The 24088-nt window shown below is 70.2% G+C and carries 22 protein-coding genes; 19 read left to right on the plus strand and 3 right to left on the minus strand.

The window, feature by feature from the left end; all coding sequences use genetic code 11:
- Window positions 1-129: 129 nt before the first annotated feature.
- The 5 genes from dop to prcA all read left to right on the plus strand — a co-directional run bounded on the left by dop (window position 130) and on the right by prcA (window position 4099).
- A complete protein-coding gene (gene dop / locus AB0I82_RS19815; RefSeq protein WP_363258601.1) occupies window positions 130-1641 on the plus strand; it encodes a depupylase/deamidase Dop in 1512 nt (503 codons plus the stop codon).
- 215 nt (window positions 1642-1856) lie between these two features.
- Window positions 1857-2075, plus strand: coding sequence for a ubiquitin-like protein Pup (locus AB0I82_RS19820; protein WP_363258602.1), 219 nt, complete (start codon window positions 1857-1859; stop codon window positions 2073-2075).
- 38 nt (window positions 2076-2113) lie between these two features.
- Window positions 2114-2404 carry an endonuclease domain-containing protein gene (locus tag AB0I82_RS19825; RefSeq protein WP_363258603.1) on the plus strand — a complete coding sequence of 97 codons (291 nt, stop codon included), beginning with the start codon at window positions 2114-2116 and terminating at the stop codon, window positions 2402-2404.
- Window positions 2356-3201, plus strand: coding sequence for a proteasome subunit beta (gene prcB / locus AB0I82_RS19830; RefSeq protein ID WP_363258604.1), 846 nt, complete (start codon window positions 2356-2358; stop codon window positions 3199-3201). Before AB0I82_RS19825 ends, prcB begins: the two co-directional genes overlap by 49 nt.
- Window positions 3202-3289: 88 nt before the next feature.
- Window positions 3290-4099, plus strand: coding sequence for a proteasome subunit alpha (gene prcA, locus AB0I82_RS19835; RefSeq protein WP_363258605.1), 810 nt, complete (start codon window positions 3290-3292; stop codon window positions 4097-4099).
- 99 nt (window positions 4100-4198) lie between these two features.
- Here the strand turns inward: prcA and AB0I82_RS19840 are convergent, their stop codons facing one another.
- Window positions 4199-5239: a LacI family DNA-binding transcriptional regulator gene (locus AB0I82_RS19840; RefSeq protein ID WP_363258606.1), complete on the minus strand. Its 1041-nt coding sequence runs from the start codon at window positions 5237-5239 to the stop codon at window positions 4199-4201.
- A gap of 172 nt (window positions 5240-5411) precedes the next feature.
- Here AB0I82_RS19840 and AB0I82_RS19845 point away from each other — a divergent pair, with 172 nt between their 5' ends.
- The 11 genes from AB0I82_RS19845 (at window position 5412) to AB0I82_RS19895 (ending at window position 17038) form a co-directional block, all read left to right on the plus strand.
- On the plus strand, window positions 5412-6671 hold the full coding sequence (locus tag AB0I82_RS19845; protein WP_363258607.1) for an MFS transporter: 1260 nt from the start codon (window positions 5412-5414) through the stop codon (window positions 6669-6671).
- A 9-nt stretch (window positions 6672-6680) separates the two neighbouring features.
- Window positions 6681-8042 carry a Pup--protein ligase gene (pafA, locus tag AB0I82_RS19850; RefSeq protein WP_030252024.1) on the plus strand — a complete coding sequence of 454 codons (1362 nt, stop codon included), beginning with the start codon at window positions 6681-6683 and terminating at the stop codon, window positions 8040-8042.
- 182 nt (window positions 8043-8224) lie between these two features.
- Complete coding sequence (locus AB0I82_RS19855; RefSeq protein ID WP_363258608.1) at window positions 8225-9202, plus strand: FKBP-type peptidyl-prolyl cis-trans isomerase; 978 nt, start codon at window positions 8225-8227, stop codon at window positions 9200-9202.
- 99 nt (window positions 9203-9301) lie between these two features.
- Window positions 9302-9676, plus strand: a complete 375-nt coding sequence (locus tag AB0I82_RS19860) for an FKBP-type peptidyl-prolyl cis-trans isomerase (RefSeq protein ID WP_363258609.1) — start codon at window positions 9302-9304, stop codon at window positions 9674-9676.
- Window positions 9677-9895: 219 nt separating this feature from the next.
- On the plus strand, window positions 9896-10891 hold the full coding sequence (locus tag AB0I82_RS19865) for a WYL domain-containing protein (RefSeq protein ID WP_363258610.1): 996 nt from the start codon (window positions 9896-9898) through the stop codon (window positions 10889-10891).
- A gap of 17 nt (window positions 10892-10908) precedes the next feature.
- Window positions 10909-11859: a WYL domain-containing protein gene (locus tag AB0I82_RS19870; RefSeq protein WP_363258611.1), complete on the plus strand. Its 951-nt coding sequence runs from the start codon at window positions 10909-10911 to the stop codon at window positions 11857-11859.
- Window positions 11860-11913: 54 nt separating this feature from the next.
- Entirely contained in the window at window positions 11914-12156 is a 243-nt protein-coding gene (locus tag AB0I82_RS19875; RefSeq protein ID WP_363258612.1) for a hypothetical protein, read from the plus strand.
- Window positions 12157-12338: 182 nt separating this feature from the next.
- The gene (locus AB0I82_RS19880) at window positions 12339-12557 is read left to right on the plus strand and encodes a hypothetical protein (protein WP_363258613.1); all 219 of its coding nucleotides are present in this window, start codon (window positions 12339-12341) and stop codon (window positions 12555-12557) included.
- Window positions 12558-12754: 197 nt separating this feature from the next.
- Window positions 12755-13048 (plus strand): Sec-independent protein translocase subunit TatA, encoded by a 294-nt coding sequence (gene tatA / locus AB0I82_RS19885; RefSeq protein WP_030252003.1) that lies wholly within the window; start codon window positions 12755-12757, stop codon window positions 13046-13048.
- A gap of 62 nt (window positions 13049-13110) precedes the next feature.
- Entirely contained in the window at window positions 13111-14085 is a 975-nt protein-coding gene (gene tatC, locus AB0I82_RS19890; RefSeq protein ID WP_363258614.1) for a twin-arginine translocase subunit TatC, read from the plus strand.
- 127 nt (window positions 14086-14212) lie between these two features.
- The gene (locus tag AB0I82_RS19895) at window positions 14213-17038 is read left to right on the plus strand and encodes a DEAD/DEAH box helicase (RefSeq protein ID WP_363258615.1); all 2826 of its coding nucleotides are present in this window, start codon (window positions 14213-14215) and stop codon (window positions 17036-17038) included.
- 115 nt (window positions 17039-17153) lie between these two features.
- On the opposite strand, the gene AB0I82_RS19900 is transcribed toward AB0I82_RS19895, so the two are convergent.
- Window positions 17154-18029: a siderophore-interacting protein gene (locus tag AB0I82_RS19900; protein ID WP_363258616.1), complete on the minus strand. Its 876-nt coding sequence runs from the start codon at window positions 18027-18029 to the stop codon at window positions 17154-17156.
- Between the two features lie 57 nt (window positions 18030-18086).
- Window positions 18087-18998 (minus strand): 5'-3' exonuclease, encoded by a 912-nt coding sequence (locus AB0I82_RS19905; protein WP_363259065.1) that lies wholly within the window; start codon window positions 18996-18998, stop codon window positions 18087-18089.
- Window positions 18999-19341: 343 nt separating this feature from the next.
- Here AB0I82_RS19905 and AB0I82_RS19910 point away from each other — a divergent pair, with 343 nt between their 5' ends.
- From AB0I82_RS19910 to AB0I82_RS19920, 3 genes are all read left to right on the plus strand, one after another.
- Window positions 19342-20559 (plus strand): glycine betaine/L-proline ABC transporter ATP-binding protein, encoded by a 1218-nt coding sequence (locus AB0I82_RS19910; protein WP_363258617.1) that lies wholly within the window; start codon window positions 19342-19344, stop codon window positions 20557-20559.
- The gene (locus AB0I82_RS19915) at window positions 20552-23155 is read left to right on the plus strand and encodes an ABC transporter permease/substrate binding protein (RefSeq protein WP_363258618.1); all 2604 of its coding nucleotides are present in this window, start codon (window positions 20552-20554) and stop codon (window positions 23153-23155) included. Before AB0I82_RS19910 ends, AB0I82_RS19915 begins: the two co-directional genes overlap by 8 nt.
- A gap of 94 nt (window positions 23156-23249) precedes the next feature.
- Complete coding sequence (locus AB0I82_RS19920; protein WP_363258619.1) at window positions 23250-23996, plus strand: helical backbone metal receptor; 747 nt, start codon at window positions 23250-23252, stop codon at window positions 23994-23996.
- Window positions 23997-24088 lie beyond the last annotated feature (92 nt).

Raw genomic sequence — 24088 nt, forward strand, 5'->3', positions numbered from 1 at the left:
TCGGCGTTCTAGGCTCTTCGGTACCGCCGCACCACACAGTGCGGAAGCGGGGACCGGATTCGGACCGGAAGCGCAGCGGTACTTGAGCGCCGACCCCACCCGGGGGCGCCGCCGGGCAAGGAGGGCCGCATGACCGTACGGCGAGTAATGGGCATCGAGACGGAGTACGGCATCTCCGTCCCCGGCCACCCGAACGCCAATGCCATGCTCACCTCGTCCCAAGTCGTCAACGCCTACGCGGCGGCGATGCACCGGGCGCGCCGCGCCCGCTGGGACTTCGAGGAGGAGAACCCGCTGCGGGACGCCCGTGGCTTCGACCTCGCACGTGAGAACGCCGACGCCAGCCAGCTCACGGACGAGGACATCGGTCTGGCCAACGTCATCCTCACCAACGGCGCGCGGCTCTACGTCGACCACGCGCACCCCGAGTACAGCGCCCCCGAGGTCACCAATCCGCGCGACGCCGTCCTGTGGGACAAGGCCGGCGAGCGCATCATGGCCGAGGCCGCCGAGAAGGCCGCCCAGGTCCCCGGCGCCCAGCCGATCCACCTCTACAAGAACAACACCGACAACAAGGGCGCGTCCTACGGCACGCACGAGAACTACCTGATGAAGCGGGAGACCCCCTTCTCGGACATCGTGCGCCACCTGACGCCGTTCTTCGTCTCCCGGCAGGTCGTCACCGGTGCCGGACGCGTCGGCATCGGCCAGGACGGCCACGAGCACGGCTTCCAGCTCAGCCAGCGCGCCGACTACTTCGAGGTGGAGGTGGGCCTGGAGACGACGCTCAAGCGGCCCATCATCAACACCCGCGACGAGCCGCACGCGGACGCCGAGAAGTACCGCCGGCTGCACGTGATCATCGGCGACGCGAACCTCTCCGAGATCTCCACGTACCTGAAACTGGGCACGACGGCGCTGGTCCTCTCCATGATCGAGGACGGCTTCATCAACGTCGACCTCGCCGTCGACCAGCCCGTACGCACTCTCCACCAGGTCTCGCACGACCCCTCGCTGCAGCATCTGATCACGCTCCGCAGCGGCCGGACGCTCACCGGTGTGCAGCTCCAGATGGAGTACTACGAGCTGGCGCGCAAGTACGTCGAGGAGCGCTTCGGGGCCGACGCGGACGAGCAGACCAAGGACGTCCTCACCCGGTGGGAGGACGTGCTGGGCCGGCTGGAGAACGACCCGATGAGCCTCTCCGGCACGCTGGACTGGGTCGCCAAGCGGGAGCTCATGGAGGGCTACCGGCGCCGCGACAGCCTCGACTGGGACGCGGCGCGGCTGCACCTCGTCGACCTCCAGTACGCCGACGTGCGGCCCGACAAGGGCCTGTACAACCGTCTGGCGGAGCGCGGCAAGATGCAGCGCCTCCTGGTCGAGGCGGACGTCGAGAAGGCGGAGATCAAGCCGCCGGAGGACACGCGGGCGTACTTCCGGGGCCGCTGCCTCGAGCAGTACGCGGACGACGTGGCCGCGGCGTCCTGGGACTCGGTGATCTTCGATCTGCCGGGCCGCGACTCGCTCCAGCGCGTGCCGACACTGGAGCCGCTCCGCGGCACCCGGAACCACGTCAAGGAGCTCCTGGACCGCTGCCGCACGGCGGAGGACCTGGTACGGGTGCTCAGCGGCGGCTGAGGCGGCAAAGCCGCGTACGGGCCGCTCACGGCCTGGCCGCGGTCCGATCGTGACCGATCCGGGGCCCGCCGGGCGGCTGAAATGTCCGCCCGGCGGGAATCATCGAGGTGAGTCCCGGACGTTGAGGGAAAGTGCAGGGCCGATGTCGGACCCAGCTTGTAGGGTCTGATCTTGACAGTCACATCGAGCGGGGCGAACCGAGCGGGGTGAGGGATATGGCGACCAAGGACACCGGCGGCGGGCAGCAGAAGGCTTCGCGTACCACCGAAGAGGTCGAGGAGCAGACCCAGGACGCAGAAGCGTCCGAGGACCTCAAGGAACGCCAGGAAAAGCTGTCGGACGACGTGGACTCCGTGCTGGACGAGATCGACGATGTCCTCGAGGAGAACGCCGAGGATTTCGTGCGGTCCTTCGTTCAGAAGGGCGGACAGTAAGGCGGTTTTGCCTTCGAATCGAAGGTGAAGGGGCGGGGTTGCAGTGCGAGGAGCGTGCGAGTCGGAGTGCTGCTCGCGGCGTCGCGAAGACACGCCGCGGGCGGCCTCCGCTCGTCGCACGGCGCCCGCGCCCGCAGTGCCGGGCCGTGCATGTGGATCACGATCACGAGCCGGGTAAAGTCCCGGGCGTACCGGGCTTCAACTGCAACTCGGCATTCGGCAAGTTGAAGGATGGTCCCGGCGTACTCCGTCGGGACATCGCATATCTGGAAGGAAACGTGTGGAAGCCAATACTCGAAGCACCGGGCGTCTACCAGCTGCCTTCCTGACGCCTGGGTCCTCCTCGTTCATGGACTTTCTCAGTGAGCACTCGCCGGAGCTGTTGCCGGGGAATCGGCCGCTGCCGCCCGTGCAGGGGGCGATCGAGGCGCCGCACGGCACGACGATCGTGGCGGCGACATTCCCCGGGGGTGTCGTGCTCGCCGGTGACCGCCGGGCGACGATGGGCAACGTCATCGCGCAGCGGGACATCGAGAAGGTCTTCCCGGCGGACGAGTACAGCGCGGTCGGGATTGCCGGCACGGCGGGGCTCGCCGTGGAAATGGTGAAGCTCTTCCAGCTGGAGCTGGAGCACTTCGAGAAGGTCGAGGGCGCGCAGCTGTCCCTGGAGGGCAAGGCGAACCGCCTCTCGACGATGATCCGCAGCAATCTCGGCATGGCCATGCAGGGCCTGGCCGTGGTGCCGCTGTTCGCCGGGTACGACATCGACCGCGAGAAGGGCCGTATTTTCTCGTACGACGTCACCGGCGGGCGGTCGGAGGAGACGGGGTACGCCGCGACCGGTTCCGGTTCGGTGTTCGCCCGGAGCGCGCTCAAGAAGCTGTTCCGGGACGACTTCTCCGAGAGCGACGCGGCGACCGCGGTCGTGCAGGCGCTGTACGACGCCGCGGACGACGACTCGGCGACCGGTGGCCCGGACCTGGGCCGGCGGATCTATCCGATCGTCACCGTGATCACCGATGAGGGCTTCAAGAGGCTCACTGAGGACGAGGTCTCCGAGATTGCCCGAGCGATTCACGCGCGGCGCCTGGAGCAGCCGGACGGCCCGCGGGCGGCGCTGCTCTGACGGGGCGGCAGCGGACTTGCGGATGACGGATGATCCGGAGGTGCTTTCGCCAGTGAGAGAGCCATTGACAGAAAGGGACGGATAGCCGGTGTCGACGCCGTTCTATGTCTCACCCCAGCAGGCCATGGCGGACCGCGCCGAGTACGCCCGCAAGGGCATCGCGCGCGGACGCAGTGTTGTCGCTCTGCAGTATGCCGACGGCGTCGTTTTCGTCGCCGAGAATCCTTCCCGTGCACTGCACAAGGTCAGCGAGATTTATGACCGGATCGCCTTTGCGGCGGTCGGTAAATACAACGAGTTCGAGAACCTCCGGATCGGTGGGGTGCGCTACGCCGATCTGCGGGGGTACACCTACGACCGTGAGGACGTGACGGCGCGCGGGCTGGCGAACACCTATGCCCAGACGCTCGGTGCGATCTTCTCCAGTGCGGCCGAGAAGCCGTACGAGGTGGAGCTGCTGGTCGCGGAGGTGGGCAACACCGCCGAGGACGATCAGATCTACCGCCTGCCGCATGACGGTTCGATCGTGGACGAGCACGGTTCGGTCGCGGTCGGCGGCAATGCCGATCAGATCAGCACCTACCTCGATCAGCACCACCGGGACGGCATGTCGCTGGGCGAGGCGCTGAAGCTCGCCGTGGAGTCGCTGTCGCGGGACAACAACGGCGGGGAGCGCACGCTGACCGCCGAGCAGCTGGAGGTCGCGGTCCTGGACCGCAAGCGGCCGCAGCAGCGGAAGTTCAAGCGGGTGCTGGGCCGTCAGCTGTCCCGGCTGCTGGCTTCGGAGGGGGCGTCGGCGTCGGCAACCGAGGCCGGTTCACCCGAGGATGCGGCGTCGGAGTCGGCCGAGGAATCCGACACCGGCTCCGGATCCGGCTCCGCGGGCTCGGAGGAGTAGCCCGCTCCCGTCCGCACGTTTCGCGCCGCCTCGGTGGGTCACAGCCCGCCGGGGCGCGCGGCATTTCAGGGGCTGCTTCAGGGGCTTCTCAGCGGCGTTTCAGGGCCGCGCCGACTCGCGCGGCGGGGCGGCCGTCGAACCGCGGGTGATCAGTTCGACCGGGAGCGTGGTGGGCGCGGCGGGCGGGCGGCCGTCCAGGACGTCGATGAGGGCGCGCATGCCGGCCGCCCCGAACTCCTCGGCGGGCAGCCGTACGGTCGTCAGCTCCGGCTCGACGGCGGTGGCCAGCGCGAGGTCGTCGAAGCCGGTGACGGAGACGTCCTCGGGGACGCGCAGCCCGAGCCGGCGGGCGGCCTTGCAGGCGCCGGCGGCGAGGATGTCGTCGTCGCAGATCAGGGCGGTGGGGCGGGGCCCGGGGGCGGTGAGGGCGGCGTGTGCGGCGTGCAGCCCGGCGTCCACGCTGAGCGGCGTGGCCTGTACTTCCAGCGACGCGCCCGGGACGGCGGTCACGGCCTCCGCGAGGGCCCGCGCCCGGAGGCGGAAGGTCCAGGAGTCGACGGCGGCGGCCAGGTGGGTGAGCCGGCGGTGGCCGAGGCCGAGCAGGTGGCGGGCGGTCTGCCGGGCGCCGTCGGCGATATCGAGGTTGACGGTGGCGGCGGCCGGGGTGTCCTCGGGGTCGTTGTCGAGCATGACCAGGGGCAGGCCCTCGCCGTAGAGGGCGGTGAGCGCGTCGGTGGCCATGGAGGAGGCGATGACGCCGTCGAGGGTGGCGCGCGCGGAATCGAAGGGGTCGCGGGCCGGGCCGATGCCCTCGGGGGAGGGGTACAGGACGAGGCCGAAGCCACTGTCGGCGGCGATGCGGGCGGCGCCCGTGTAGACGCGGGCGAAGAATTCGGTGGTGAGCGCGGGGACGACGAGGAGCGCCGTGCGGGTGCGGCCGAGGCGGAGGCTGCGGGCGGCGAGGTTGGGGCGGTAGCCGAGCTCGCGCGCCGCGGCGCGTACGGCGTCGGCCTTGGCCTGTGAGACGCGGCCGCGCCATTTGTCGCCGAGTACGAGGGAGACGGCCGCCTGGGAGACGCCGGCGGCGCGGGCGACGTCCTTGCTGGTGATGCGTCCGGACGCCGTTGCCTGCTCGGTCACTGGTGTGGCTGCCCCTTCGTACGGCGTCGTGCCTGTCGCGCGCTCGTCTGTACCGCATTGCGGTGGACCGGCGGTCAGCGGCCATGGTACGTATGACGGGCCACGTTATACGTAACACTAAAACGTCCACCGGACGGCTCCCGGCCCGTACGGCCGGCGGAGAGGGGCGGGTATGGCCGCGGGATACGCGGAGCTGCTCAGGACGCGCCACGCCGCGCGGCTGCTGACCGGCACCTTGATCGGTCGGCTGCCGAACGCCACGGCGGCGCTGGCGGTGGTCCTCTTCACCCGCGCCGAGGGCGGCAGCTACGCCCTGGCGGGTGCGCTCTCGGCCGTGTACGGCCTCTGCAACGCCGTAGGACAGCCGCTGCTGGGCCGCGCGGTGGACCTGTGGGGACAACCCAGGGTCATGCTGCCGTCGGCCGTCCTGTCGGCGCTGGGCATGGTTCTGCCGGCCGTCGTCGGCATCGACCCGCTGTGGCCGGCGTACGCGGCCATGGTGGTCGCCGGTTTCTTCACGCCGCCCCTGGAGGGCGGGCTGCGGGCGCTGTGGCCCGGGGTGCTGAAGCGCCCGGAGCGGGTGCACGCGGCGTACGCGCTGGACGCGGTGGCGCAGGAAGTGATGTTCGCGGTCGGTCCGTTGCTGGTGACGCTGAGCGTCGCGGTGTGGTCCGAGCGGGTGGCGCTGCTGGTCATCAACGTACTCGGGGTGCTGGGCGCGCTGTCGGTGGTGGTCTCGCCGCCGTCCCGGCAGTGGCGCAGCGCGCCGCGCGAGGCGCACTGGCTGGGCGCGCTGCGCTCGTCCGGGATGCTCGTGCTGATCGGGTCGTTCTTCTTCGTGGGGCTGGCGCTGGGGTCGATCGCGGTGGCGGCGGTGGCGTACGCCGACACGCACGGCGGGCAGATGGTTTCCAGCTATCTGCTCTCCGCGTTGGGTGCGGGGGCGCTGGTCGGTGGTGTGGTGTACGGAGCGCGGGAGTGGCCGGGGGCGCCGGAGAACCGGCTGCGGGTGCTGATCGGGCTGCTGGCGCTCGGGTACCTGCCGTTGGCGCTGGTCCCGGGGGTGGCGGGGATGACGGCGCTGACGGGGCTCGCGGGGGTGTTCCTGGCGCCGGCGCTGGCGTGCGCGTTCATCGTGGTGGACCGGCACGCGCCGCGCGGCACGGTGACGGAGGCGTTCTCGTGGCTGGTCACGACGTTCGGGGTGGGGGCCGCCGTGGGTACGTCGGTGGTGGGCCCGGCGGTGGAGCTGGGCGGCGCGGCGGCGGGTTTCGCGGTCGCGGGCGGTGGTGGTCTCGCCGCGCTGGCGGTGATGGTGGCGGCGCGGCGTTTTCTGCTGCCGTCCGGGATGCGTACGGTGAGTGGCGTCCAGGCGGAAAATGATCGAAACGGTACTGTCGAACCCGGTTTCAGAGCAGGCCATCAGGCGTAATGTTCAGTCATGGACCGCCGCATTTTCGGGCTGGAGAACGAGTACGGCGTCACGTGTACGTTCAGGGGACAGCGCCGCCTGTCTCCTGACGAAGTGGCGCGGTACCTCTTCCGCCGTGTCGTGTCATGGGGCCGCAGCAGCAATGTCTTCCTGCGGAACGGTGCCCGCCTGTACTTGGACGTGGGATCGCACCCGGAATACGCAACTCCCGAGTGCGACAACGTGACCGAGCTGGTCACCCACGACAAGGCCGGCGAGCGCATTCTCGAAGGCTTGCTCGTCGACGCCGAACGCCGCCTGCACGAGGAGGGAATCGCCGGAGACGTCTATCTCTTCAAGAACAACACCGATTCGGCGGGAAACTCCTACGGGTGTCACGAGAACTACCTCGTGGCGCGGCACGGGGAGTTCTCCAGGCTCGCGGACATCCTCATTCCGTTCCTGGTGACCCGTCAGCTGCTGTGCGGCGCCGGAAAGGTGCTGCAGACGCCGCGCGGCGCGGTGTACTGCGTCAGTCAGCGCGCCGAACACATCTGGGAAGGGGTCTCCTCTGCGACGACCCGCTCCCGGCCGATCATCAACACCCGTGACGAGCCGCACGCCGACGCCGAGCGGTACCGCCGGCTGCACGTCATCGTGGGTGACTCCAACATGTCCGAGACGACCATGCTGCTGAAGGTCGGCGCCACCGACCTCGTACTGCGCATGATCGAGGCGGGCACGGTGATGCGGGACCTGACGCTGGAGAACCCGATCCGGGCGATCCGCGAGGTCAGCCACGACATCACCGGTCAGCGCAAGGTGCGGCTGGCGAGCGGCCGGGAGGCGTCGGCGCTCGAAGTCCAGCAGGAGTACTACGAGAAGGCGGTGGACTTCTGCGACCGCCGCGGCATCCGTACGGGCACCGTCGAGCGGGTCCTGGAGCTCTGGGGCCGCACGCTGGACGCGATCCGGGAGGAGGACCTGGACCGGGTCGCGACGGAGATCGACTGGGTGATGAAGTACCAGCTGATCGACCGTTACCGTGCCAAGAACAACATCACGATGTCGCATCCGCGGGTCGCGCAGATAGACCTCGCGTACCACGACATCCACCGTCGCCGGGGCCTGTACTACCTCCTGGAGAAAAAGGGCCAGGCGGCGCGGGTGTGCAATGATCTGAAGATCTTCGAGGGCAAGTCCGTGCCGCCGCAGACGACGCGGGCGAGGCTGCGCGGCGATTTCATCCGCCGGGCACAGGAACAGCGCAGGGACTTCACGGTCGACTGGGTGCATCTCAAGCTCAATGACCAGGCGCAGCGCACGGTGCTGTGCAAGGACCCGTTCCGGTCGGTGGACGACCGGGTGGAGAAGCTCATCGCGGGAATGTGACCCGTTTCGCGACGCGGCGGTGTGTCAACGGCCTTTGTGCCGGGGCACACCGCCGTGTTGTCTCCTGCCGTGTTGTCTCCGCCGGTGTTGTCTCCGGCGGTGTTGTCTATGGAAATGCGGTGGGGGTCAGGTCGTAGAGTGGCGGGCATTGCCCACCCACCCCTCTAGCCCGAGTTGGACTGATGAAGCTCACGAAGAACACCCGCCGTGCCGCGGCCGCGGCGATCGCCGTGCCCGTCCTGCTGTTCACCGCCGCGTGCGGGTCCGACGAGGGCTCCGACGCGAGCATCGCGTCGGTGGAAGGCAAGGCCGGCGAGCAGCCCAAGATCAAGGTCGACAAGAAGGCCAAGGCACCGGACAAGGCGGTCGTGAAGACGCTGTCCGAGGGCAAGGGCGCGGCCGTGAAGAAGGGCGACTTCGTCCGGCTGGACTTCGTGGGCCAGATGACGAAGGGCCAGTCGCTGGGCAGCAGCTGGGCCAAGCAGCCGGGTGCGAGCGCCAAGGCGCCGCGCATGCAGGCCGTCGGCACGGCCGGGCAGGCCACCCCGCAGCTGCCCACGAAGGTGATGGAAGCGGTGACGGGCAAGAAGGTCGGCTCCCGCTTCGAGATCGAGGGCACCGCCAAGGCGCTCATCGGTGACCAGCTGAACCCGCAGGCGGGCGTGAAGCCCAGCGACGGCCTGGTGTGGGTCGTCGACGTGGTCGCCGCCAAGAAGGCCGACAAGAACGGCGAGGTGAAGGGCGAGCAGGCGGCGCCGGAGGCCGGTATGCCGGAGGTGAAGTCGCCGAGCCGCAAGCCCGCGGAGATCACCGTCCCCAAGGGCGAGAAGGCCCCCAAGGAGACCAAGAGCCAGGTGCTCATCAAGGGCGACGGCCCGAAGGTGAAGGCCGGTGAGGGGCTGATCGCGCAGTACACGGGCGTGAAGTGGGAGGACGGCAAGATGTTCGACTCCTCCTGGAAGCACGGCGGCGCGACCGCCTTCCAGATCGGCACCAACGCGGTCGTCAAGGGCTGGGACAAGGCGCTGGTCGGCAAGAACGTCGGCGACCGTGTCGAGATCGTCGTACCGCCCAAGGACGGGTACGGTACGAACCCGCAGGGCGGCGAGCTGGCCAACCACACGTTGGTCTTCTCGGTGGACATCCTCGACACGTTCTGAGGGCACCGGGGCCGTACCCCGCCCGCCGCGATGATCACGGCCCGGCCACCTGCGAGACTGTCCCGCGTTGTAGAACGATTCGTTCGTAGGAGCACATACGTGAGCATCGACAAGCCCGAGATCGACTTCCCCGAGGGCCCCGCGCCCACCGATCTGGAGATCGTGGACCTGTGGGAGGGTGACGGGCCGGTCGCCAAGGCGGGGGACAACGTCTCCGTCCACTACGTCGGCGTGTCCTTCAGCACCGGCGAGGAGTTCGACGCGAGCTGGAACCGCGGCAAGCCGCTGCAGTTCCAGCTGGGCGCCGGCCAGGTCATCGAAGGCTGGGACAAGGGTGTGCAGGGCATGAAGGTCGGCGGCCGCCGCCGGCTGACCATTCCGGCGCACATGGCGTACGGCGAGCGCGGCGCCGGTGGCGGCCGCATCGCGCCGAACGAGACGCTGATCTTCGTCTGCGACCTGGTCTCGGTCTGAGACCGGACGTCGTCGGCGGCCGGGCAGCGGCCCGGCGCTGATCTTCGCCCACGCGGACACCGTGTCCGGACGCCGGTTACGTCCTTGTGCGGCGCCGGCGCGGCGCGTGGCGCGAGCCTTATGGGCCCATGCCCCCTCGGGGGTATGGGCCCTCGGCTTTTGAAGCGGCTCCCGGTAGCGGTACGGTCATCGGTCGAGACCACAGAGAGAAGGGCGTCGATGGCCATTGCCAAGGCCGAGCGGTTGATGAACCTGGCGCTGTGCCTGCTGGGGACCCGGCGCCCGCTCACCAAGCGGGAGTTGCGCGGGTCCATCGAGGCGTACGTCGAGGCGTTCGGCCCGGGGGACGGTCCGGCGGGCGCGGGCGACGACGCGTTCAACCGCATGTTCGAGCGGGACAAGGACGACCTGCGGGAGCTCGGGATGGTCATCGAGACCGTCGAGGGCCTGGAGGGGGACACCGGATACCTCGCCCGCCGCGACTCCAACCGGCTCCCGCCGATCACCCTGGACGCCGAGGAGGCCGCGGCCCTCGGCCTGGCCGCGAAGATCTGGCAGCAGGCCCGGCTCGCGGGCGCGGCCAGCGGCGCGCTCCAGAAGCTGCGCGCCGCCGGGATGCCGCTGGGCGGCCAGGAGGGGGAGTACGACCCCGCGCAGCCGCACAGCGCCCTGGAGCCGCGCATCCCCGCGCACGAAGCGGCCTTCGAACCGCTGATGCTGGCCTGCCGGGACCGTCGCCCCGTCGTCTTCGACTACCGCAAGGCCAACGCCGCCCGGCCCGAGCAGCGCCAGGTGGAGCCCTGGATCCTCGAATGCTGGCGCGGCCACTGGTACCTCGCGGGCTGGGACCGCGACCGGCAGGCCGAGCGGGTCTTCCGGATCTCCCGCATCACCGGCAAGGTCCGCTCGCGCGCGGGGAAGTTCACCGCCGAGGTGCCCGACCACGTGACCGTACGGGAGACGGTGGAGAGCTGGGCGGGCGAGACCGCCACCGGCACCGCCCGCATCAAGCTGCGCGCCGACCACGGCTACCCGCTGCGCGCCCGTGCGCTGTCCGTGCGCGAGGCGGGCGAGGGCTGGGACGAGCTGGAGATCCCGTACGGGCACGGGCTGGACGCCTGGCTCGTGGAGCTCGGGCCGGACGTGGTCGTACTGGAACCGGCCGAGCTGCGGGCCGACGTGGTGGACCGGCTGCGTGCCGTGGCCAAGGGCTGAGGGGGAGCGACCAGACCATGGCGATCAACGCCATCGACCAGACCCGCCGGATGCTGTCCCTGGTGACGTATCTGCGCGAGCGCCCCGGCGCCCGCGTCAGCGACGTGGCCCGGGCCTTCGGCATCACCGAGGACGAGCTGATCGCGGACCTCGACGTACTGCCCATGTGCGGTACGAGCTTCCGCGGCGGCGACCTGCTGGACATCGACACCGACGGCGACCGCATCTGGTGGCACAACCCCGACGACGTCGCCGAGCCGCTGCGGCTGGCCGCCGACGAGGCGACCGCGCTGCTGGTCGCGGCGCGCGCGGTGTCGACCCTGCCGGGCCTGCGCGAGGGCGACCGGCAGGCGCTGCTGCGCGCCACCGCCAAGCTGGAGGCTGCGGCGGGCGAGGCGGCGGGCGCCAGCTCCCGCCTCTCCGTCACCTTCGAGTCCGAGGGCGGCGTCTTCGCCGACGTGGACCGGGCCATCGCCGAACGCCGCCGGCTGTGGCTGAAGTACTACTCGCCCGCCCGCGACGAGCTCACCGAGCGCGAGGTGGACCCCATCCGCCTCTTCGCCGTCGGCCACACCTACGTGGAGGCGTGGTGCCGGCTCTCCGAGGCGCGCCGCACCTTCCGGCTGGACCGGGTCGCCGAGATCAAGCTGCTGGACGCGCCCTCCGACCCGCCGCCGATCGAGCTGCGGGACCTGTCGGAGGGGCTGGTGCAGCCGGCCGCCGAGGACCCGGAGGTCGTGATCGAGGTGGGGCCCGGCGGCCGCTGGGTCGCGGAGTACTACCCGCACGACACCGCCGAGGAGCTGCCCGAGGGCGGCCTGCGCATCACCCTGCGTACCCCGGACCCCGCCTCGCTGCGCCGCCTGGCGCTGCGACTGGGCCGGGACGGGCGGATCGTCGCCCCGCAGGAGCTGGCGGACAGCGCGCGGGACGCGGCGGCGCGGGCGCTCGCGGCGTACGGCGGCTGAGCGGCAGGCCCGGAGCAGGGACAGTCGAGGAAACCGCAGGGAGCTGTGAGTGCGATGACGACCGTGACCACCCCGGCCGCGCCCGTGATCTTCAAGGCGGCCTGCCCGGACTGCCGGAGCCGCTTCGAGCTGGCCTCGGACGCGCTGCGGCTGGCGATCGGCGGCAGCCGCCGTACCACCTTCTACTCCTTCACCTGCCCCGACTGCGGCTCCGCCGTCCGCAAACCGGCCGGCGAACGGATAGTGGAGCTCCTGACCGGCGGCGGGGTACGGACACTGCGGTTGCATACGGGGTGAGCGTCATGCGGGGGAGCACCATACGGGGTTGAGCGTCATACGGGGTGAGCGCCAGCCGCATACGGGGTGCGCGACAGTCGCATACCGCTGCCTCCGGTTCTCGCGCGGCTGCGCTGGGTAATCCCCCGGTGGGGGCACGGGTTCGTTCGATTCGCCCCGTAGGCGGCGAGTAGGCTCGCCCCATGCTCTGGCCCATGATCGCCATCGCCCTCGGCTTCCTCGGCCTCGCCGTGCTCGGTGTACTGGCCGTCCGCGTCTTCGTGGAAGTGCGCAGGCTGGCCCGGCAGGTGGACGAGACCTCCCGCCGGATCCAGTACGCCGCGCAGGACTTGGAGCGGGCCGCCGGGCCGCTGGCCCAGGACGCCGGAGCGATGGCCGGCCCCGGGGCCGAGAGGGTCTGAAATCGGCCGCGCCGGGGCGGTACGCTGCTGGAAGCGGGCCGACGGACGAGGCACGGCCCGCAATCGGGAGTATGCACAGGGATTGCCGTCGGTTAACCCCCGCGCGTTACGATCGCTGACAGCACGGCGAAACGGACGCTTGTCCGACCAGTCGGGCCAGCCCCACCCCAGCCGCCTCGGTGAGAAGGTAAACACTTATGTTCACTGGCAAGATCGGCGCTCCCGAGATCATCCTCATCCTCGTCGTCGTCATCCTCCTGTTCGGTGCCAAGAAGCTTCCCGAGATGGCCCGCTCCCTCGGCAAGTCGGCGCGCATCCTGAAGAGCGAGGCCAAGGCGATGAAGTCGGAGGGCTCGCAGTCGCAGTCCGCGCCGTCGGACCCGCCGAACGACGCCCAGGCCGAGACCCCCAAGACGATCCAGGCGTCGCCCGGTGATGTGAACAGCTCCCGCCCGGTCGCCGAGCCGACCGACAGCACGACCAAGCGCTGACCCAGGGCCGACTGGGGCGGCGGTCCGGTGCCGCTGCCCGCCGCACGAGATGAGGACGTGGGTTGCTCAAGTCTGCCCCGAAGAAGGACAAGAAGGACAGGGACCCCGAGGGCCGGATGCCCCTCGCGGAGCACCTGCGCGAGCTGCGCAACCGGCTCGCGAAGTCCGTGCTGGCCATCGTGGTGGCGAGCGTCATCTCGGCGTTCTTCTACAACGACATCATCAACCTGATCACCAAGCCGGTGCTTCAGTCGGTGGGCTGCAACCTCTCCTTCGGCGAGCTGGCGCAGAAGGGCGGCGGTGAGACCTGCGCCCGCATCGTGATGATGGACCTGCTCGGGCCCTTCACCCTGGCGCTCAAGGTCTCCCTGATGGCCGGCCTGATCCTCTCCTCGCCGGTCTGGCTGTACCAGCTCTGGGCGTTCCTCGCGCCCGGTCTGCACCGCAGCGAGAAGAAGTACGCGCTCAGCTTCGTGGGCGCCGGCTTCCCGCTCTTCATGATCGGCGGTTACTTCGCCTACGCCGTGCTGCCGACCACGGCCAAGGTCCTCATCGACTTCACGCCGATCGGCATCGACAACCTCCTGCCGCTGGACAAGCTGCTCGACCTGGTGACCAGGATGGTCGTCGTCTTCGGCCTGTCCTTCGAGCTGCCGCTGCTGCTGGTCCTGCTGAACTTCGGCGGTGTGATCTCCGGCAAGCGGATGCTCGGCTGGTGGCGCGCCATGATCATGGGCATCACGCTCTTCTCGGCGATCGCCACGCCGAGCACGGACCCGCTCACGATGATCGCGCTTGCCGCGCCGATCGTGGTCCTCTACTTCGCCGCGGTGATCGTCTCCCTGGTGAACGACGGCCGCAGGGCGCGTGCCGTCGCCGCGGGCCCCGCCGACGACGAGGCCTCCGATCTGGACCTCACGCCCGACGACATCGGCGCCATCGAGTCCGTCGACGCCCCGCGCGCCCTCCCGGAGCAGTCCGGTACCGGCCGCGGCGCCCTGGAGTCCCGCCGGGACGACATGGACGACATCACGTAGGCCTGATCCAAAAGACCCGCCCTGACGCTCCCACCTCCCGGGAAGCGGGCGCAGGCGGCGTGGGTCGGGGCGCGGGTCATTAAAGATCGCGTGACTGTCAGAGGTGGCCGGTAGGCTCGTAGACACGATGACCGAGGACATGTCCCCTGCTGAGCGCTATGCCGCCGCGCGTGAGCGCGCGGCCGAGCAGGCCACCGCACTCTTCCCTTTCAAGGAGATGTACGACTTCGCGCTGGACGCGTTCCAGATCGAGGCGTGCGAGGCCCTGGAAGCGGGGAAGGGCGTGCTGGTCGCCGCTCCGACCGGATCCGGTAAGACGATTGTCGGCGAGTTCGCCGTCCACCTGGCCCTGAGACAGGGCCGCAAGTGTTTCTACACCACCCCCATCAAGGCCCTCTCGAACCAGAAGTACCAGGACCTCGTCAAGCGGTACGGCGCCGAGAAGGTCGGCCTGCTGACCGGCGACAACAGCGTCAACGGCGACGCACCGGTGATCGTGATGACCACCGAAGTGCTGCGCAACATGCTGTACGCCGGTTCGCAGGCGCTGAACGGCCTCGGCTATGTGGTCATGGACGAGGTGCACTACCTCTCCGACCGCTTCCGCGGCGCCGTCTGGGAAGAGGTGATCATTCACCTCCCCGACTCCGTGACGCTGGTGTCGCTCTCCGCGACGGTGTCCAACGCCGAGGAGTTCGGCGACTGGCTGGACACCGTACGCGGCGACACCGAAGTGATCGTCTCCGAGCACCGCCCCGTGCCGCTGTGGCAGCACGTGCTCGCGGGGCGGCGGATGCACGACCTCTTCGAGGAGCGGGACGGCGCCGAGCCCGGCCAGGGAAAGCGCGAGGTCAACCCCGACCTGGTGCGGCTGGCTCGGATGGAGAACAGCCGCCCCACCTTCGGCCGCGACAAGCGGCGCGGCCGCAACAATCTGCGGGAGGCCGACCGCGAGCGCGAGCGGCGGCAGCGCAGCCGGATCTGGACGCCCAGCCGCGCCGAGGTGATCGACCGGCTGGACAATGAGGGCCTGCTCCCGGCGATCACGTTCATCTTCAGCCGGGCCGGCTGCGAGTCGGCGGTCCAGCAGTGCCTGTACTCGGGCCTGCGGCTGAACGACCAGGCGGCGCGGGAGAAGGTCCGCAAGATCGTCGAGGCCCGCACGGCCGGCATCCCCGACGAGGACCTGCACGTCCTCGGCTACTTCGAGTGGCTGGAGGGCCTGGAGCGCGGCATCGCGGCGCACCATGCCGGCATGCTGCCCACCTTCAAGGAGGTGGTCGAGGAACTGTTCGTGAAGGGCCTGGTCAAGGCGGTCTTCGCGACCGAGACCCTGGCCCTGGGCATCAATATGCCGGCCCGTTCGGTGGTCCTGGAGAAGCTCGTCAAGTGGAACGGCGAGCAGCACGCGGACATCACCCCCGGCGAGTACACCCAGCTCACCGGCCGGGCCGGGCGGCGCGGCATCGACGTCGAGGGCCACGCGGTGGTGCTGTGGCAGCGCGGCATGGACCCGGCCGCGGTCGCGGGCCTGGCGGGCACGCGTACGTATCCGCTGCGCTCCTCCTTCAAGCCGTCGTACAACATGGCGGTCAACCTCGTTTCGCAGTTCGGCCGGCACCGCTCGCGCGAGCTGCTGGAGATGTCCTTCGCGCAGTTCCAGGCCGACAAGTCGGTCGTCGGGATCTCGCGGCAGGTGCAGAAGAACGAAGAGGGGCTGGAGGGCTATCGCGAGGCGATGACCTGCCACCTCGGGGACTTCGAGGAGTACTCGCGGCTCCGCCGGGACCTGAAGGACCGCGAGACGGAGCTGGCCAAGCAGGGCGCGGCGCAGCGCCGGGCGGCCGCCGCGGCGGCGCTGGAGAAGCTGAAGCCGGGCGATGTGATCCACGTACCGACGGGGAAGTTCGCGGGGCTGGCGCTGGTGCTCGACCCGGGGATGCCCTCGGGGCGGACCAACGGCCATCGCGGGTTCCACTCCGAGGACGGGCCGCGGCCGCTGGTGCTCACCGCGGAGCGGCAGGTCAAGCGGCTGGCGTCGATCGACTTCCCGGTGCCGGTGCAGCCGCTGGACCGGATGCGCATCCCGAAGTCCTTCAATGCGCGCAGCCCGCAGTCGCGCCGCGACCTGGCGTCCGCGCTGCGTACGAAGGCGGGGCACATCCCGCCGGAGCGGCACCGCAAGCAGCGGTCGGAGGCCGCCGACGACAAGGAGATCAGGCGGCTGCGGACGGCGCTCCGGGCGCATCCGTGCCACGGCTGCGACGAGCGCGAGGACCATGCGCGCTGGGCGGAGCGGTATCACCGGCTGCGGCGGGACACCCGCCAGCTGGAGCGCCGCATCGAGGGCCGTACGAACACCATCGCGCGCACCTTCGACCGGATCTGCGCGCTGCTGACCGAGCTGGACTATCTGCAGGGCGACACGGTCACGGACGAGGGCCGGCGGCTGGCGCGGCTGTACGGCGAGCTGGACCTGCTGGCGAGCGAGTGCCTGCGCGAGGGCGTCTGGGAGGGCCTGTCGGCTCCGGAGCTGGCGGCGTGCGCGTCGGCGCTGGTGTACGAGGCGCGGCAGGCGGATGACGCGGTCGCGCCGAAGCTGCCGTCGGGGAAGGCGCGGGCCGCGCTGGGCGAGATGGTGCGGATCTGGGGGCGGCTGGACGCCCTGGAGGAGGACCACCGGATCAGCCAGGCGGAGGGCGTCGGCCAGCGCGAGCCGGATCTGGGCTTCGCGTGGGCGGCGCACCAGTGGGCGTCCGGGGTCGGGCTGGACGCGGTGCTCCGCGAGGCGGAGATGCCGGCCGGCGACTTCGTCCGCTGGTGCAAGCAGCTGATCGATGTACTGGGCCAGATCGCGGCGGCCGCTCCTCCCGGGGGGACGGTTCCGAAGGCGGCGCGGAAGGCGGTCGAGGGCGTGCTGCGGGGGGTTGTGGCGTACTCGTCCGTCGGCTGAGCGCGTGTGCGCGTTGTGCCGCCCGGCGGCCGGCGGGTTCCCTGCGGGGCGCCCTCGGTCGCCGGGCGGCTCGTCCTCAAACGCCGGACGGGCTTGATTGGGCTGGGGGTTGTCCTCAAGCGCCGGCTGAGTCGGTCCGGCCCTTCTCCTGTTCCGCCTCCACCGTCGCGTTCCACTCCGACTTCGAGGCCTGCCAGCCGTCCTCGTCGTGGCCGCGGCGCCAGTAGCCGGAGATCGAGAGGTCGGCGCGGGGGATCTCGCGCTCGACGCGCAGCAGGCGGCGGAGCTCCTTCACGAAGCCCGCCTCGCCGTGGACGAAGGCCTGCACCCGGCCCGCGGGCCACTCCAGTGCCCGTACCGCGTCGACCAGCCGCTCGCCGACCGGCGCACCGTCGCGGTGCAGCCAGACGATCTCCGCGCCGGCCGGCGCCGGCAGCTTCTGCTCCTCGCGGGCGTCCGCCACCTCGATGAAGGCGCGCACCACCGCGTCCTCCGGCATCCCGGCGAGCGACGCCGCGATGGCCGGCAGCGCGCTCTCGTCACCGGCGAGCAGGTGCCAGTCGGCCGCGGCGTCCGGGGCGTACGCGCCGCCCGGACCGGCGAAACGGATCTCCTCGCCCGCCTCGGCCTGCTGCGCCCACGGCCCGGCCACCCCCTGGTCGCCGTGGATCACGAAGTCGATGGTCAGCTCCAGGGACTGCGGGTCCCAGGCGCGCACCGTGTACGTCCGGGTGCGCGGCCACTGGTCGCGGGGGAGGTCGGCACGGATCTGCGCGAGGTCGAACGGCTCCGGATAGGTCACGCCCGGCACCGGGAAGAGCAGCTTCACGTAATGGTCGGTGTACTCGCCCGCGGGGAAGTCCGCCAGCCCCGCGCCGCCCAGCACGACCCGCATCATGTGCGGGCTGAGGCGCTCGGTGTGGATCACACGGGCGCGGTAGGTGACGACCTTCTTGCGGGCGGGACGTTCGGCGGGACGGTCTGCTGCCACGGTGGGCTCCCTGGGCGCTCTCAGAATAAGTTAGGTACACCTAACCTAACAGGCACTTCATGAGAGCACGCTGAGGACACGCTGCAGCGAGCCGCCCAGGCCCCACTGTCCGGCCAGCTCCTCCAGCGTCGCGGGATCGGCCGGCTCCTTCGGCACCGCCGGGTCGAACGAGGGCAGCGCGACGTCCGTGGCGACGCGCACGACCGTGGGCGCGACCTCCAGATACGGGCGGGCCTCGGCCAGCCGCTTGCGCTGCGTGGGCGTGAGCTTGGCAGCCGGGTCGTCGACCGCCGCGATGATCCCGGGCAGATCGCCGAAGGACGCCAGCAGCTTGGCCGCGGTCTTCTCGCCGATGCCCGGCACGCCCGGAAGGCCGTCGCTGGGGTCGCCGCGCAGCAGCGCCAGGTCCGCATAGCCCGCGCCGTCCACGCCGTACTTCTCGCGGAGCCACGCCTCGTCGGTGACCTGGAGAGTGCCGACGCCCTTGAGCGGATACAGCACGCGGACGCCGCGGCGGTCGTCCACGAGCTGGTACAGGTCCCGGTCGCCCGTGACGATGTCGACCGGCCCGGCGGCGCGGGTGGCGAGCGTGCCGATGATGTCGTCCGCCTCGTACCCCGCCGCGCCCACGCGCGCGATGCCCAGTGCGTCCAGTACCGCCTCGATCACCGGGACCTGCGGCGAGAGCGTGTCCGGGACCTCCTCGACGTCCGGCGCCGCGGAGCCCTCGGGGGCCTCCTCGGCGACGCGGTGCGCCTTGTACGTCGGGATGAGGTCGACCCGCCACTGGGGGCGCCAGTCGGCGTCCATACAGGCCACGAGGTCGTCCGGGTGGTGGTCCTGGAGGAGGCGGGCGATGAAGTCGAGCAGGCCGCGGACGGCGTTGACGGGCGTGCCGTCCGGGGCGCGGACGGAGTCCGGCACGCCGAAGTAGGCGCGGAAGTACAGCGAGGCGGTGTCGAGGAGCATCAGGCGTCGAGTCACACGCCGATGATGCCGCACGCCACTGACAAGCCCGGACGCACGCCACTCACGCCGTGAGTCGCGTATGGGTCGCGAGCCGCCGTGTGCAGGTCGCGTGTGACGCATCGTCAAATGCGCGCTGCTTGTGACGCGAGTCACTGTTGTGTTTGCAGTGAATAAAGGGGGGCAGGCGCGCATCCGGAGCGGAACCGGTAAGGGATTCAACTTCTTTCTTTCCCGGCGCAGGCGGCCCGAAGCCGTGCCGCTCCACGGCCCCTCCCCAGCCTTTCGGCCTGGGGATCACCCATGGCTGGGAGGGCCGTTCCTTGGTTCGACCAGAGAGGTGTATGTGTCCAGGCTGCAAGCCGAGCACCTGTACAAAGTGTTCGGCAGACGACCCGATGACGCCGTGCGGAAACTCGAGAACGGGGCGACCCGGGACGAGCTGCGCGCCGAGGGTACGACGGCAGCGGTGATCGACGCGTCGTTCACCGTGGACGAAGGCCAGATCTTCGTCGTCATGGGTCTGTCGGGTTCCGGCAAGTCCACACTGCTGCGCATGCTGAACGGGCTGCTGGAGCCGACCGCGGGCAGTGTGCGGTTCGACGGCCAGGACCTGACCACGCTCAGTCCCAAAGAGCTGCGCAGGGTCCGTTCCCAGAAGATCTCCATGGTCTTCCAGCACTTCGCGCTCTTCCCGCACCGCAGCGTCCTGGAGAACGCCGCGTACGGCCTGGAGGTCCAGGGCGTACCGAAGGCGGAGCGCCAGAAGCGCGCCCATGAGGCGCTGGAGCTCGCGGGTCTGAAGGGCTGGGAGAAGTCCTGGCCCGACGAGCTGTCCGGCGGTATGCAGCAGCGCGTGGGCCTGGCCCGCGCGCTGGCGACCGACGCGGACCTGCTGCTGATGGACGAGTCCTTCAGCGCGCTGGACCCGCTGATCCGCCGCGACATGCAGGACCAGCTGCTGGAGCTGCAGAAGACGCTGAAGAAGACCATCGTCTTCATCACCCACGACCTGAACGAGGCCATGCGGCTCGGCGACCGGATCGCCGTCATGCGCGACGGCCGGATCGTCCAGAACGGCTCGGCCGAGGACATCCTCGTACGGCCGTCCAACGACTACGTCGCGTCCTTCATCCAGGACGTCGACCGCACCCGGGTGCTGACCGCCGGCGCGATCATGACGGACGTGGCGTCGGTGCTGGGCAGCAAGGACGCCGACGGCACGGAGATATCCACCGCCGAGCAGTTCCGCGCCGCGGCGCCCGCCACGGTCACCAAGGACACCCCGCTCGCCGACCTGTTCGCGCCCTGCTCCGCCAGCGCGGTGCCGGTGGCCGTGGCCGACGCGGCCGGGGAGCTCATCGGCGCGGTACCGGCGCAGCAGCTGATGGCCGCGCTCGGCGAGCCCCAGGCCCAGGACGCCGTCGCCGCCGTCCCCGCGCAGCCCGCCCCCGAGGACGCAAAGCCCGAGGTCAAGGACGAGAAGCCCGAGGCCGAGGACGCAGCGGCCGAGGACACGGACGGCAAGGACGCCGACGAGAGCAAGGTGATCGCCGGTGCCTAGGATCGAGATCGGCACGTGGGCCGCCGACGCCGTCAAGTGGCTGCAGTCGAACGTCGACTGGCTCTTCGGCTTCATCACCCATGTGCTCAACGCCGTCTACGGCTTCTTCCACATGGTGCTCGCCGCGTCCGAGCCCCTGATGCTCGCGGGCATCCTCGCGGTACTCGCCTGGTGGCTGCGCGGCTTCCTCGCCGCGGCCCTCACCTTCCTCGGCTTCGCACTGATCGACTCGATCGAACAGTGGGGCGCCACCATGGAGAGCCTCTCCCTGGTCCTGGTGGCCTGCCTGGTCATCGTGGTCATCTCGGTGCCGCTGGGCATCTGGGCCGCCCGTAACCGCGCGGTCAGCGGCGCGGTGCGCCCGGTGCTGGACCTGATGCAGACGATGCCGGCGATGGTGTACCTCATCCCGGGCATCCTCTTCTTCGGCCTCGGCGTGGTCCCCGGCATCGTGGCGACCATCGTCTTCGCCATGCCGCCCGCCGTCCGCATGACCGAGCTGGGCATCCGGCAGGTCGACGAGGAGCTGGTGGAGGCGGCCGACGCGTTCGGCACGCACCCGCGCCGCACGCTGTTCCGCGTGCAGATCCCGCTCGCGCTGCCCACGATCATGGCCGGTATCAACCAGGTCATCATGCTGGCGCTGTCCATGGTCGTCATCGCCGGCATGGTCGGCGGCGGCGGTCTGGGCTCCTCCGTCTACGACGCGATCAGCTCCGTCGACGTGGGCCTGGGCACCGAGGCCGGTCTCGCGGTGGTCATCCTCGCGATGTACCTGGACCGCATGACCGGCGCCCTGAATCAGAGGGTCTCGCCGCTCGGCCGGCGCGCGCTGGCCAAGGCGCAGGCCGCGCTCGGCGGTCTGAAGTTCCTGCAGTGGCGCCCGGCGACCTCGCTGGCGATGTCCGGTGTGGTCGTGCTCGCGCTGGCCGCGGGCGGCATGAACGCCTTCGGCTCCAAGGGCGAGGGCGGCGCCGCGAGCGTCGGCAACGGCCACCAGATCAACCTCGGCTACGTCAACTGGGACGAGGGCAAGGCCACCACGTACCTGTGGAAGGAGCTGCTGGAGCAGCGCGGCTACCAGCCCAAGGCGCAGGCCCTGGAGGCCGGCGCGCTCTACACGGGCCAGGCCCAGGGCGACATCGACGTCCAGACCAACTCCTGGCTGCCGGTCACCCACGAGTCCTACTGGAACAAGTACAAGGACAAGCTGGAGGACTACGGCGCCTGGTACGACAAGACCTCGCTGGAGATCGCCGTACCGTCCTACGTCAAGGGCGTGAAGACGCTCGACGACCTCAAGGGCAAGGGCAAGGAGTTCGGCGGCAAGATCGTCGGCATCGAGCCGGGCGCCGGCGAGATGAAGATCGTCAAGGACAAGGTCCTCAAGGACTACGGCCTGGACGGCGAGTACAAGCTCCAGTCGTCCAGCACCTCCTCGATGCTGGCCGAGCTGGACCGCTCCATCAAGGAGAAGAAGCCGGTCGCGGTGACCCTGTGGTCCCCGCACTGGGCGTACAGCAAGTACAAGCTGACCAAGCTCAAGGACTCCAAGGGCTCCTTCGGGTCCGGTGACGGCATCCACACGCTCGGTCGCAAGGGCTTCGCCAAGGACGAGCCGCAGGTCGCCTCGTGGATGAAGAACTTCCACCTGGACGAGAAGCAGCTCACCAGCCTCGAAGCGGAGATCCAGGACGCCGGCAAGGGACACGAGCAGGACGGCGTCAAGGCCTGGCTGAAGAAGAACCCGGGCATGGCCGACAAGCTGGCTCCCGCGCCGGGCGCGTACGCCAAGGGCAAGGACGCGGGCGCCGCGCCGAACATCGGCTACCCGTCCTGGGACGAGGGCATCGCCACTTCGTTCCTGTGGAAGTACGTCCTGGAGCAGCGCGGCTACAAGCCGAAGATGCGCAACCTCGACGTGGGTCCGATGTGGACCGGGCTGTCCACCGGCCAGGTCGACGTGGAGATGGACGCCTGGCTGCCGGTCGCGCAGAAGCAGTACTGGGACAAGTACAAGAAGGATCTCGTCGACCTCGGTGCGTGGTATGACAAGACGTCTCTGGAAATCGCGGTGCCTTCCTATGTGAAGGGCGTGAAGACCATGGACGACCTGCGCAAGCACAAGGACAAGTTCAAGGGCAAGATCATCGGTATTGAGCCGGGCACCGGCCAGATGAAGCGCCTGAAGAGCAAGGTCCTGCCCGCGTACGGCCTGCAGAACATGAAGGTCACCGAGGCCGGTACCAGCGCCATGCTCGCCGAGCTGGAGCGGGCGATCGGCAAGAAGGAGCCGATCGCGGTCGTCCTGTGGTCGCCGCACTGGGCGTACGACAAGTACGACCTGACCAAGCTGAAGGACCCGAAGGGTACTTGGGGCGCCAACAACCAGATCAAGACGCTGGCGAACAAGAAGTTCCCCAAGAAGTACCCCGAGTTCAGCAAGTGGCTGAAGGACTGGCACATGGAGCCCGAGCAGCTGGCGAGCCTGGAGACGGCCGTCAACGAGGCGGGCACCGGCCACGAAGAGGAAGGCGTCAAGAAGTGGGTCGACGCGCACCCGGGCATCGTCGATGAGATGGCCCCGGTGAAGTGACGCGGTACCGGTACTGACCGGCCGTCACGCCCCTTCCGGAACGGGCCCCGCCACCGCAGTTCGGTGGCGGGGCCCGTCCGCGTACGGTGGTGCGATGACCTATGGCGCTCCTGTACGCAAGGTGGTCTCGCTCGTCCCGTCCCTGACCGAGGCGGTCGCCGTCACCGCGCCGGAGCTGCTGGCCGGTGTCACGGACTGGTGCAGCCACCCCGCCGGTCTGGACGTGCCGCGCATCGGCGGCACCAAGAACCCCGACACCGCGCGGATCGCCGCCCTCGCCCCCGATCTCGTGATCGCCAACGAGGAGGAGAACCGCCCGGCCGACCTCGCCGCACTGCGCGCCGCGGGCCTGAATGTCCTGGTCACCGAGGTCCGCGACCTGCCGCAGGCGTTCCGCGAACTGGACCGCGTACTGGTGCGCGGCTGCGGGCTGGCCCGGCCGGACTGGCTGGACGCGGCCGAGGCGGCGTGGCGGGAGCTGCCGGCGCTGTCGGTCGGGGAACCGCGGTGGGCCGCCGTGGTGCCCATCTGGCGGCGGCCGTGGATGGTGCTCGGCCGGGACACCTTCGCCGGTGACCTGCTGGCGCGGCTGGGCGTACGCAATCTGTACGCGGATCACCCCGACCGCTATCCGCGCATCCCCTTGGACGAGCTGAACGACCGCGGTGCCGACCTCGTCGTACTCCCCGACGAGCCGTACCGCTTCGCCGCCGACGACGGGCCCGAGTCCTTCCCCGGCCTGCCCGCGGCGCTGGTCAGCGGGCGCCATCTCACGTGGTACGGGCCGTCGTTGGTGGAGGCGCCGGGGGTGTTGGGGGCGGAGTTGGGGGCGGCGGGATAGCGGAACGGCGGTGCGCTGGGGGCGGTGGCATGGCTGAACGGCGGTGCACCGGGGGCCGTGGGTCGGTGCACCGCCGGTATACGGGCGCGGTT

The organism is Streptomyces sp. NPDC050315, from assembly GCF_040655775.1.
Taxonomy (GTDB): Bacteria; Actinomycetota; Actinomycetes; order Streptomycetales; family Streptomycetaceae; genus Streptomyces.